General features: G+C 44.8%; 8 protein-coding genes. 1 reads left to right on the top strand and 7 read right to left on the bottom strand.

Annotated features, from left to right (window positions below):
- Window positions 1–164 precede the first annotated feature (164 nt).
- From dnaE to proS, 4 genes are read right to left on the bottom strand one after another with little or no spacing between them, the layout of a single operon-like run.
- On the bottom strand, window positions 165–3,608 hold the full coding sequence (gene dnaE / locus Bealeia2_RS07305; RefSeq protein WP_331256390.1) for a DNA polymerase III subunit alpha: 3,444 nt from the start codon (window positions 3,606–3,608) through the stop codon (window positions 165–167).
- Window positions 3,605–4,300 (bottom strand): ABC transporter ATP-binding protein, encoded by a 696-nt coding sequence (locus Bealeia2_RS07300; protein ID WP_331256389.1) that lies wholly within the window; start codon window positions 4,298–4,300, stop codon window positions 3,605–3,607. The genes dnaE and Bealeia2_RS07300 overlap by 4 nt, the downstream gene beginning before the upstream one ends.
- Window positions 4,293–5,540, bottom strand: a complete 1,248-nt coding sequence (locus tag Bealeia2_RS07295) for a lipoprotein-releasing ABC transporter permease subunit (RefSeq protein ID WP_331256388.1) — start codon at window positions 5,538–5,540, stop codon at window positions 4,293–4,295. The genes Bealeia2_RS07300 and Bealeia2_RS07295 overlap by 8 nt, the downstream gene beginning before the upstream one ends.
- Window positions 5,541–5,546: 6 nt before the next feature.
- Window positions 5,547–6,833 carry a proline--tRNA ligase gene (gene proS, locus Bealeia2_RS07290; RefSeq protein ID WP_331256387.1) on the bottom strand — a complete coding sequence of 429 codons (1,287 nt, stop codon included), beginning with the start codon at window positions 6,831–6,833 and terminating at the stop codon, window positions 5,547–5,549.
- Window positions 6,834–7,007: 174 nt separating this feature from the next.
- Between proS and Bealeia2_RS07285 the strand changes: the two genes are divergently transcribed.
- A complete protein-coding gene (locus Bealeia2_RS07285; protein WP_331255482.1) occupies window positions 7,008–8,273 on the top strand; it encodes an ISNCY family transposase in 1,266 nt (421 codons plus the stop codon).
- A 379-nt stretch (window positions 8,274–8,652) separates the two neighbouring features.
- On the opposite strand, the gene Bealeia2_RS07280 is transcribed toward Bealeia2_RS07285, so the two are convergent.
- The 3 genes from Bealeia2_RS07280 to Bealeia2_RS07270 are packed head-to-tail and all read right to left on the bottom strand — an operon-like array spanning window position 8,653 to window position 12,403.
- Window positions 8,653–9,531, bottom strand: a complete 879-nt coding sequence (locus Bealeia2_RS07280; protein ID WP_331256386.1) for a ribose-phosphate pyrophosphokinase — start codon at window positions 9,529–9,531, stop codon at window positions 8,653–8,655.
- Window positions 9,528–11,048, bottom strand: a complete 1,521-nt coding sequence (locus Bealeia2_RS07275) for a thymidine phosphorylase family protein (protein ID WP_331256385.1) — start codon at window positions 11,046–11,048, stop codon at window positions 9,528–9,530. Before Bealeia2_RS07275 ends, Bealeia2_RS07280 begins: the two co-directional genes overlap by 4 nt.
- Window positions 11,045–12,403 carry an MBL fold metallo-hydrolase gene (locus tag Bealeia2_RS07270; protein ID WP_331256384.1) on the bottom strand — a complete coding sequence of 453 codons (1,359 nt, stop codon included), beginning with the start codon at window positions 12,401–12,403 and terminating at the stop codon, window positions 11,045–11,047. Before Bealeia2_RS07270 ends, Bealeia2_RS07275 begins: the two co-directional genes overlap by 4 nt.
- Window positions 12,404–12,418: the final 15 nt, after the last annotated feature.

Raw genomic sequence — 12,418 nt, 5'->3', positions numbered from 1 at the left:
CTGTTTAATTTTAAAATATAAATCACGATTTTTTTCTGCGAGAAAACTTTTTCATGAGATGGTCCTGTTCATAATGTTTCCATTAAATAAATGTTTAATGACAAGAAATAGCTAAATATTTTTTGCAAATGGTAGAAAACATCGGTATGGAAGTGTTTGCGCCCTTAAACCATACGCTCGCTAACTTCGATTTCCGAGCGTTTAAAAAGGGATTTGGTGTCAACAGAAAGGCTGTATCTTCCAGAAAGACTGAGACGGACTTTTTCTCGAGCCTCCTTGATTTCAAGATAAACCCAGGATCTCCCCTGATTTTGTGTGCGGAGGATTTTTTCAACCATCTCAAGTTGCTCTTTTGATGTGATTTTCAAAGTTACCTCTGAGGATTGAGCGAGAGTTTTTTGCTCAAGATCTTGGAGGCCTTGGCACGTCATGCGAACATTGTCCCCATCGACTTGTAGCGATACGGATACGATAAAGGCACGTCCCGGACTCAAAACATCTCGGAAGTGAGAGAATACTTCTGAGAAAATGGCAACCTCATAAATGCCAGAGGGATCCGAGAATTGAACGAAGGCAAATTTTTGTCCTATCTTTGAGGACCGCTCTTGCTTGCTGATAATAATACCGGCTAGTTGATAGGAGCCATCGCTGCGGATTTGTCCTGATTTTGCAAGCTCAAAAATATCGTTACTTTTCATCAGGTTCATAGGCACAAGCTCTGCTTCATACGACTCAAGCGGGTGGGCCGAAAGGTAAAATCCAAGGGCTTGGAATTCTTGGCGCAATCGCTCAAGAGGCGTCCATTCCTCAAGATTCTGGAGTTGAGGACGGGTATCTTTAACCGAAAAAAGGCCTTGATGAGACGATTTTGTACTGGCCCCATATTTGACCAAAGTCTCAATATTATCGAACAAATATCGACGATTGGGATTTAAAGAATCAAGCACTCCTGCTGCGATCAAATTCTCCAATTGGCGTTTGTTGAGAACTTTGGAATCCACACGTTCCACAAAATCGAACAGATCTTGGAAATTACCTCCTCTCGCTCGTTCTTCCTGCAGCGTGCACATGGCGGCTTCGCCTACGTTTTTAATTGCCGAAAGACCATAGCGAATGGCTGAGGTTCCATCCTCCAGTGTCTCAATGGTAAATTCCGCGTACGAACGATTAATATCGGGTGCCAAAAGGGGAATTCCCATGCGTTTGGCTTCCCGGGCAAAGACGATCAATTTATCCGTATTTTGCATATCGAGCGTCATCAACGCCGTCATATATTCAACAGGAAAATGTGCTTTCAAATAGGCTGTTTGATAAAGAATTAGCGCATAAGTTGTGGAGTGTGCTTTGTTAAACGCATAACCTGCAAATTTAGCGATTTGATCAAAAAGTTCAGAGGCAACTTTAGGTTTTCCACCATGGTGTTGAATTGTGCCCTCAACGAAAATTTTGCGATGCTCATCCATTTCCGACTTGATTTTTTTACCCATAGCGCGACGAAGCAAATCAGCGCCTCCTAGTGTATAGCCGGCCAAAACCTGCGCAATCTGAAGAACCTGTTCTTGATAAAGAATAACACCGTAACTTTCTTTCAGGATCGCTTCAAGGCATGGATAGTCATAGACGACTTTTTCTTGGCCGTGTTTGCAGGCGAGATACTTGGGAATATTGTCCATCGGCCCCGGACGATAAAGGGCTACAAGGGCGATTAAGTCCTCAAAAACATCGGGACGGATTTTTCCCATGACATCGCTCATTCCCGCACTTTCCACCTGGAAAAGACCCACGGTTTCGACACGATTTAAAAGCTCGAAAGTGTTGGGATCATCCAAAGGAATGGCTGAAATATTGACATCTTCATGATGTGTTTTTTTGATTAGTTCGATGGCTTTTTGAATGACCGTTAATGTCTTGAGTCCCAAAAAGTCGAACTTTACAAGTCCCGCTTGTTCAATATATTTCATATTAAATTGGGTCGCGGGCAAGGGAGATCTGGCATCATAATAAAGTGCCACCATCTCATCCAAAGGACGATTGCCAATCACAACGCCTGCCGCATGAGTGGAGGCATGGCGATAAAGACCTTCAAGGGCTTCGGCGAGTTTTAAAAGATGTGCCACCTCAGGTTCTGTTTTTTGCATAACATGAAGTGCTTGCTCGGATTGAATCGCCTCTGGAATGGTGACGGGATTGGCCGGATTATTGGGAATCAATTTACAAATTTTGTCCACTTGCCCATAGGGCATTTGAAGAACGCGCCCCACATCTCGCAAAACGGCGCGTGCTTGGAGTTTTCCAAATGTGATAATTTGAGCCACCTTGTCCACACCATATTTATATTGGACATAATTAATGACTTCATCTCTGCGATCTTGGCAAAAGTCGATATCAAAGTCCGGCATACTCACGCGCTCAGGATTTAAGAATCGCTCAAAAACAAGTGCAAAGCGAACGGGGTCCACATCCGTAATTGTAAGCGCCCAGGCGACAATCGAACCCGCGCCAGATCCACGGCCGGGTCCTACGGGAATATTTTGGCTTCGCGACCACTTAATGAAATCAGCAACGATCAAGAAATACCCCGGAAACCCCATTTGATTGATGACGCCAAGTTCGTATTCTAAGCGATTCCAATATTCCTTATATTTTTGATCTCTGGCCTCCTCATCTTTACATAGGGGATAGACGTGGTCTTCGAGGCGAACCTTAAGTCCTTCTTCGGCTTGGAACCTGAGTTCCGCTTCTTCTGTGTGCTCCCCGCAATCAAATCGCGGCAAAATAGGATCCACAGGCACCAGCAAATGATGGCAACGTCTGGCAATCTGAATGGTGTTTTCAATGGCCTCAGGAATGTCTGAGAACAACTCTTTCATCTCTTGAGGTGATTTAAAATAATGATCAATGGTTAGACGTTTGCGATCTTGCACATTGACGTACGTCCCCTCCCGAATGCACATCATGGCGTCATGGGCCTCGTACATATCAGGATCTGAGAAGAAAACCTCGTTGGTACCCACTAAAGGAACATTATGATCTAGCGCCAAATTCACCAAAAACTCTTCCCGTTTGAGATCCTCCTCAAGAGGGATTCCATAACGGGAGAGCTCAATATAAAGTCGACCCTCAAACATATGTTTAAGATTTTGAAAATAAAACAATGCCTCGTCTGGCTTTTGAAAACGGCGCCCAATGCCGCCTTGAATTCCACCCGTTAGAGCAATGAGGCCTGAAGAATACTCTTGCAAGTCAGAGAGTTTTAACTGAGGCACGCCGTTGTTGAGGCCTTTTAAATACGAGGCACTCACAAGCTTCATCAGATTGCGATACCCTTCCGGCGATTGCACCAAAAGGATGAGTTGATCCACCTCCCCTTTTTGCTGAAGAGTCACTTCTGGCGCTGTAATATTAATCTGACATCCGATGATGGGCTGAACGCCTGCATCTTTTGCGGCCATAGAAAATTCTAAAGCCCCAAATACATTTTGCGTATCCGTCATTGCCAATGCCGGCATATTGTATTTTTGCGCAAGTCCGATCAGTTTTTTAACTGTGACGGCCCCCTCTAAAAGAGAATAGGCCGTGTGGCATCTGAGATGGACAAAGTCAGTCATGGTTTTTTGATGGACTCAACCAATTGACCCTCGTGAAGAGTCACTGTACGGTCCATTTGTGCGGCCAAGTCTGTATTGTGTGTAGCAATCAATGCGGCCAGATTTTGTTCTCTCACCAATTTAATGAGTTCTTGAAAAACAGCATTTGCGGTCTTTTCGTCCAAATTTCCTGTGGGCTCATCGGCCAAAAGAATCGCCGGGCTATTGGCTAGAGCGCGCACGATAGCAACGCGTTGCTGTTCCCCTCCCGAAAGACGAGCGGGCCTATGGGTCAGCCGATGCTCAAGTCCTACAGAGGTCAAAAGAGATTTGGCTCGAACTTCTGCATCCGATTTGGACTTCCCATTAATCATTTGAGGAATGACCACATTCTCAAGCGCTGAGAATTCTGGCAAAAGATGATGAAATTGATATACGAAGCCAAGCTTTTGGCGTCGCACTAAGGTACGGCCTTGATCATCCAGCTTCGTGCAATCTTTACCTTCAATGAGAATTTCTCCGCCTTGAGCATGCTCGAGCAAACCAATAGTTTGAAGAAGTGTGGACTTTCCAGAGCCCGAAGGCCCAATAAGGGCTACAATCTCTCCGGGGAAAAGTTCAAGGTTCGCACCGCGAATAATCTCTAAGGTTTCAACGGCTTGAAGAAATGTTCTTTGGATACCTTTTAAAACGAGAGCGGGTTTTTTACTCATAGCGCAAAGCCTCCACCGGGTCGAGTTTTGAGGCTCGCCATGAGGGGTAAAGAGAGGCCAAGAACGTGAGGCCCAAGGCAATTCCTATCACAAGAGCCACCTCGGTCGTATCCACTTTGGCTGGCAATTTCGACAAGAAATAAATTTCAGAATTAAAGAGGTTGCTGCCGGACAATGACTCAATAAATTTCCGAATACGTTCGATATTCCAACAAAAAAGAAGAGCCAAAACAGATCCCAACGTAGTCCCCACCAGTCCTAAAGTTGAACCCGTGAGGAAAAAAATGCGCATGATCATGCCTCTTGAGGCCCCCATGGTTCTTAAAATCGCAATGTCCCGTCCTTTGTCTTTGACCAGCATAATAAGGCTAGAAATCACGTTAAAGGAGGCCACCAAAATGATAAGCGTTAAAATCACGAACATTACATTGCGCTCAACTTCTACGGCTGTGAAGAATTTAGAATTGGCTTCTTGCCAATCAAACATACGTGCACGATGATCGTGTAAAAGAGGAATAATCTCCTCTTTAAATTTGTCCTTTTGATTGGGATCTGTTGTGAAAATTTCAAGTCCAGAAACCCCTTCACCCATTTGGAAAAACTTCTGGGCCGTTTCAATAGGCACAAACACAAATCCAGAATCGTATTGATACATGCCCACTTCAAAAATTCCGGCAACCGTAAATGTTTTTGTCCGTGGCACAGTTCCAAAGGCGGTCGAAGTTCCCTCCGGTGCAACAATGGTGAGTTTGTCCCCGATGGAAAGACCCATTTTTTCAGCAAGGCGTGCGCCTACTAAAATTGATGACGGCGTTGTGTAATATTTCATCCCCCCTGCGATAATTTTCTCAGAAACATTTTTGCGATTTTTGAGATCTTCCAAAAACATCCCGTTAACTTGAACGCCCATAGCTTGACCATGAGCAATGGCCATCGCTTGATTTTCGACAACTGGTGCCACTTGAGTGATTCCAGGAAGTTTTTCAATTTTCTTCCGCAAAACGTCGTAATCGTCCATGGGACCCATCGTCCCAAAAACGGCAATGTGTCCATTAATGCCTAAAATTTGACTCGTGAGTTCTTGACGAAATCCATTCATAACTGACATCACAATGATGAGGGCCGCCACTCCTAAGGCAATTCCTAAAAAGGAAAAGAGAGCGATGACAGAAATGAATCCTTCCTGTCGCCGAGCCCTTAAATATCGCCAAGCAAAAAGTCTTTCAAAGGGGCTGAACACGGGGTCTTAGGCTTTCCTAATTTTTTGAATGGCGTCATCATAACTCAAATCAAAGCGTTCGTCAGTCTTTCGATTTTTAACTTCGCAACGCCCTTGTGCCACCCCGCGAGGTCCCACGATAATTTGCCAAGGCAGTCCAATCAAATCCATATCGGCAAACTTGGCTCCAGGCGCCTGATCACGATCATCATAAAGAACTTCAACGTCTTGGTTTAAAAGCTTGTGGTAGAGATCTTCAGCAGCTTTGTTCGTAGCTTCATCTTTAATGTTGAGGTTCAAGATCCCCACTTTAAAAGGAGCTACGGATTCAGGCCAAATGATTCCTTTTTCATCATGATTGGCCTCAATAAGCGCCCCCACCAAACGGGAGACACCAATGCCATAAGATCCCATCTCAACAGGAATTTGCTTTCCATCAGGTCCCATCACATAGGCACCCAAAGGAATGGAGTATTTGGTGCCAAAATAGAAAACGTGACCGACCTCAATGCCGCGAGCGGTTTTGAGTTTTTCCAACGGCACGGGGCAGTCCTCAGGTTTGTGCATTTCATCAGCGGCCGCATAAAGACTTTGCAATTTCTCAAGAGTAATTTCTCCAGGTGCAAGCGTTTCATACGCCTCATCATAATAAACTTGGCTTTCTCCCGTCTCTGCTAAAATCTGGAATTCGTGAGAGAGAGTTCCACCAATGGCCCCAGAATCTGCACGAACAGGAATTGCCGTAAGGCCCATGCGCGCAAACGTTCTCACATAGGCGTCCAACATGGCCTGATAAGAAGCACGCGCGCTTTCATAATCCAAGTTAAAGGAATAGTTGTCTTTCATTAAAAATTCACGGCCGCGCATCACACCAAAACGGGGGCGAATTTCGTCCCGAAATTTCCACTGAATATTGTAAAGACGTTTGGGCAAATCTTTATAGCTTTTGATATAGCGCGCAAAAATATCGGTAATGACTTCTTCTGCGGTCGGACCATAAAGCATCTCTCGTTCATGACGATCTGTGATCCTCAGCATTTCTTTGCCGTAATCGTTATAACGACCACTTTTGATCCAAAGATCTGCGGGTTGGATGGTGGGCATTAAAACTTCAAGGCTGCCGGCGCGGTTTTGCTCTTCCCGGACAATTTGCTCGATCTTTTTCAAAACAGCGAGCCCCAGCGGAAGCCACGTGTAAATCCCTGCCGTTGTTTGTGCAATCATTCCCGTCCGCAACATCAAGCGATGGGAAACAATTTGGGCCTCTTGGGGCGTTTCTTTTAACGTAGATAGGAAATACTGACTGATCCGCATAAGATTTTCTCTAAAAAGTGAAAGGTGTGTGAAATTTAGAAAACTCCAGACCTTTTGTCGAGAAGAATTCGTGGGTGTGTAGGAGCAATTTGAAAATGTCCGGTTAAGCAATTTAGAAATGTCCGGATTTGTCCTTAAGTTTTATGCTGATGCAGTCAGCAAGCAGGAGGATGAATGGAGACATTGTATAGCGAGGCCGAGATGGAAAAACTAAAGATATTGGATGACATAAAACGAGGTCTGCTGCGCCAAGGTGAAGGTGCGGCAGAGTTAGGTTTGAGTGCTCGGCAAGTGAGGCGTTTGCAGGCGAGAATTTCTGTTGAGGGACCTTCCGGGATTAAACGGCGTGCTATATCGGGCAGTAATCGTGCGCATTCAGAGGGCTTCAAAGCCAGAGTTCTTGAGGCAGTTCGGAATCGTTATGCGGATTTTGGTCCGACGCTAGCCAGCGAGAAACTGTTGGAGAATGAGGGGCTTAAGATCAACAAAGAAACTCTGCGACAATGGATGATAGCCGATGCATTATGGAGCGGGAAAATTCGGAAAAGCTCGCCTCTGCATCAATCCCGTCAGCGCCGCTCGTGCTTTGGTGAGCTTGTACAGATTGATGGGTCGCACCATGATTGGTTTGAGGGACGGCGTGCAAAGTGTTGTTTGCTCGTCTTTGTAGACGATGCCACCAGCCGCATCGTATCTATGCGATTTGAAGAATCGGAGACCACTGCCGGCTATTTCCGAGCCATGGAATCACACCTCGAGCAGCATGGTCTGCCTCTGGCCTATTATAGTGACCGGCACAGCATTTTTAAAACAACGCGCACAACTGACGGATATTACCAAGCTACTGAGCTGCATCGCGCCATGAAAGATTTAGGAATTGAGTTGATTTGCGCTTACTCACCCCAAGCCAAGGGCCGTGTCGAGCGGGCGAATCAAACGCTGCAAGATCGCTTAATCAAAGAGATGCGTTTGAGAGGTATCTGCGATATTGCGACTGCCAATGCCTATTTGCCGGCGTTTATCGAGAAGTATAACCAAAAGTTCGCCGTTGATGCGGCAAACCCGAAAGATCTGCACCGTGACGTACCTATCGACGCGCAAAGGTTGCGACGAATTTTATCTCATCACGTCACGCGCAAGCTTTCAAAAAACCTTGAATTCTCTTTGGAAGGGCAGGCCTATCAAGTTCAAGTGCCTGGAAAAGGCTATCGCTACCAGAATAAAAAAGTCACAATTTATCAACATTATACGGGGGCAATAGAGGTGATGCTTGGAGAAGAAGTCTTAAGCGTGATGGCGCTGGATAGGGTGACAAGGGGGCCCATTCTAGCTGATCGTAAGGACTTAGATCATGTTTTTGACCAGGAAATCTTCCCCAAAATAAACCCAGACTTCTTATTACCCACAGGGTCCACAGCCCCAAGTCTCTCTTGCGCTTGAGAGCGCGAGAGAGGGCTATGGACTTGTGGATAATAATTCAACTCAAAGCGGACATTTCTAAATTGCCTTGACAGAAGAATTCGTGGGTGTCAATTACGACAAAGGATTTCAAAACTCCGGTCAGGACATCCAGACCCAATAACAGAACTCACAAGAGGGAATGCGATCCAACGGGGTATTACAAGATTTAATCACATATTTAACGATTTCATTCTTTTTACAATGCTCTACAGTACGGGAACAATACGTTTCACAAAAAATCCGTTAATGACGAAACCGCTCCCCAAGAGTGTGGCGCTCCAGAGCTTCTTGGAAAATACCTGCTGTTTAGTTTGACTGCCTGCGTTAAGTAGAGTGTGCAATAACGGGATGCCTTGTTTTATGGGATTTCATGACTTGTAAAAAGGGAGTTGATCTTAATGCCATTAGAAAAATGTTTGATAGTATTACAGGTTATAACACGCTGGGCGCCGGCATTTAATAAATCCTCGTAAGTGCTTTTAGAAAAAAGCGCGTGGATCCCAATGCAAATGGGGGAAGGAAGTCCAATTTTTTTGAGATGCTCAAGAGTTTGAATCATAGTTTTTCCCGAAGAAATAATGTCATCCACTAGAATGGGGGTGCGGTTTTGAAAACTCCCAAGGTCCGGCACTGAGACTTTAACTTCCAAATCCCCGGTTCTGATTTTTTCAAGAACCAAGAAAGGGGCTTGTGCGATTTTAGCAACATCACTTACCCATTGGGTGCTTTCGCCATCAGGGCCCAGAATCAGAGGAGATTGCACATTACCTTGAATCCAGTGGGCGATGATTTTGGTTGCGTGTAAGACGGTAGTGGTCATTGTATAAATATCTTGGAGGGAATGCCACCGATGCAAATGGGGATCGATTGTAATTAGATGATCAAAATGGGAAGAGAGAAGGGCTGCAAAATATTTTGAACTGATGCCTTCACCCTCTTGGAAGACTTTGTCTTGGCGCATATAGGGAAGATAGGGGGCTATAAGCGTAAGGTTTTGGGCGCCCAAATCTCGTGCTGTTCTTGCTGCAAAAAGAAGGGGCAGGATTTTTGGATTGGGATGATCAAGAGAGGTCGCAAAAACAACCTTTCTCCTGTTAACGGAAGATTCTATACGGATGAGATTTTCTTCATCGGGAAAAGCATGAATCTCGATCTTTCCTCTTTCCAAGGAAAGCTCCTGCTCAAGCATTGTAGCAAGTCCTGTGTCTTCAAAAAGTTGAAATACGATAGGATTCATCTTGAGATCATTTCTGTAATTTTGATCATGTCAGATTCAATCTCATAATAGGAGAGGGCATAGTTGATTTGCTCCAAAGAATTAGCATGAAGAATGATGAGAGGTTGGTGCCGTTCTACAAAATGATCCAGTTTGACTAAAATTTCCAAGCCGGCGACTTTTACATGAGGGGCTCCCGTTAATTTCGCAAGGCGCGCAAGTCTTCGATTGTCAATATTTGAGACAATTCCTGAAGAAACTGCGGTAATTTCATGTGTGTGGTGTGCTTTTGGGATTTCAGAAAAACCACCTTGCACCAAACAAATATTTTGAAATTTCTGGAGGGCTTGACCGCTTTCTAAAATGTGATGGGCGATTTTAACACCTTCTCCTTTTTGAATGGTAGGCGAAAATTCAATAATCTCGCCTGCAAGGAGGAGTGCCTTTTCTCTCAAATCTTGAGGGGCATTTTTATCGCAAGAGAGCACGGCAAGAACATCTCTCGCCTCAAGGGCTGGGCCGATTCCCTGTCCAATGGGTTGGGTGCCATCGCTAAGAATAACTTTTGTTTCTATGCCAAATTTTCGGCTTATAGCTTCCATATGGGCTTTTACAAGATTAGCCATGGAGATTGATCTGACTTTTGCGGTCGGACCCAAAGGAATATCGATCAAGATATTTGTCGATCCTGCGGCAATTTTTTTGGAGAGGACGGAGGCCACCATTTGCCCTTCGCTATCCAAATCCATGATGCGTTCAATGGAAATGAGCACGTCATCCACAGGACTTAAGGACACAGTTCCACCCCAAATAATGCAGCCATTTTCTTTTTCAACAACGCGACGCATGGATTTTAAATCGAGTTCTACAGGGGCGAAAACCTCCATGACATCCGCAGTCCCTGCAGGAGACGTAATGGCGCGTGAGGAGGTTTTGGGAATCATCAAACCAAATGCCGCTACGATCGGAATCACAATGAGGGTTGTTCGATTCCCCGGAAGCCCCCCTACACAATGTTTATCTACAACAACTTGGGATCCCCAATGCAGACGAGATCCAGATTGAAGCATGGCATTGGTGAGATAAAAAATTTCTTCCCCATTTAAGCGTCCGCCCACACATCCGGCTAAAAACATAGATAGATTAATGTCTGAAAAACGGGATTTAGAGATATCTTTGATGATCTCATTGATTTCATTTTGCGACAGAGTATGTCCATAGAGTTTTGATCTGACAAAGCCCAAAGATGCTAGCTGCTTGTGGTGAAATATGAAAAGGTCTTCCCCTTCCTGGGCTTGAAGATATGACCACGCATAAGTGGAAAGACTGGCCTCTTCATATGTCAGCAAATCAGATTCGATAATTTGAACTGTTGTAATGAGGGAGCGTCCTTTGAAATTTACACGAACACGTGTCTGAACCTCAAATCCTTCTGCTGCACAAACATTACAGTCCTTACGTATATAGAGGATTGCGTCTTTATACGTATTAATCCCCAAATTTTTGAGCCGTAATGTCGTTGTACAAGTTTCGCTCATTTTAGAATTTCTTTATCCAAATAGTTGGGGACAACGCAATCCCAGCCGAACTTTTCGTGGATTTTATCCCGTAAGGCTTCTGCAGAGGCTTCGGATCCATGGGTGATAAATGTTTTTTTAGGGGGGCGCTTAAAGTGCGAAAGCCACCCCAGAATTTCTTCATAATCGGCGTGAGCCGAGGTATTGCTTAAAGAAACAACTTCAGCTCGAAGAGGCACCATCTCACCAAAAATTCGAATTTCCTCCTCGCCTTGGATCATACGATCTCCTCGTGTTCCATCCGCTTGATATCCGGTAAAAAGGATCGTATTGCGTGGGTCTGGCGCAAAAAATTTAAGATGATGTAAAATCCGTCCGCCTGTGGCCATTCCGCTAGCGGAAATGATGATTCGTGAAAGATTGTGGCTGTCTAGTTTTTTTGAACCTTCAGACTCTCGAACATAGGTAGCGCCTTTACCCATCAGATCACATTGCTGATCGCTGAGGCGATGCTCGCCCAAATGATTGCAAAAGATATCTGTGGCATTAATGGACATCGGACTATCCAGAAATACGGGGATATCTGGGATTTTATCTTGTTGTTTGAGTGACATAATATAATAAAGAAGATTTTGTGCACGACCCACGGCAAAGGATGGAATAATGATGGATCCCCCGCGTTTGACGGTTCTGTTAATCACGACTGCCAAAAGATCGCGTGGATCTTCTCTTTCATGAAGACGATTTCCATAAGTCGATTCAACAACGAGATAATCGGTTTCATCAACAAGTGCAGGAGGGCGCATGACGATATCGTTGGGGCGACCGAGGTCTCCTGTAAAAACGATAGAGGTGCCCTTGTAGTTCATCCGCACAATAGAAGCACCAATAATATGGCCGGCTTTGAGGAATTTGACATTCAGATCAGGGATTGGTGAAAATGAAATGTCGTAAGGTTTAGTTTGAAAATGCTTAAGGGCATCTTCTGCTTCCTCTCTTGTATAAAGGGGAAGGGCAGGATGGTGCTTAGAATAGTTATGTCGATTAGCAAAATTGGCCTCTTCCTCTTGAAGGTGCCCGCTATCCGGAAGAAGAATGGCACATAAATCCTTGGTACCAGATGTTGAATAAATAGGCCCCCGAAAGCCATTTTGAATGAGAAGGGGAATGTATCCACTATGATCAATATGGGCATGGCTTAAAATGACAGATTCTACATCATGAGGTCTTACAGGAAGATCATCCCAGTTGCGCAGGCGAAGGCCTTTAAAACCTTGGAAAAGACCGCAATCCAGAAGAATTTTTTGAGCTCCAAATGTCAGGAGGTATTTTGAACCTGTAACCGTTTTTGTGGCCCCTAAAAATAAAATCTCCATCTGCGGATTTCCCCT

Origin of the sequence: Candidatus Bealeia paramacronuclearis, assembly GCF_035607555.1 — a bacterium.
GTDB classification, from domain to species: Bacteria; Pseudomonadota; Alphaproteobacteria; order UBA9655; family UBA9655; genus Bealeia; species Bealeia paramacronuclearis.
The sequence above is the reverse complement of the archived record's forward strand: the minus strand, read 5'-3'. Positions and strand labels throughout refer to the sequence as shown.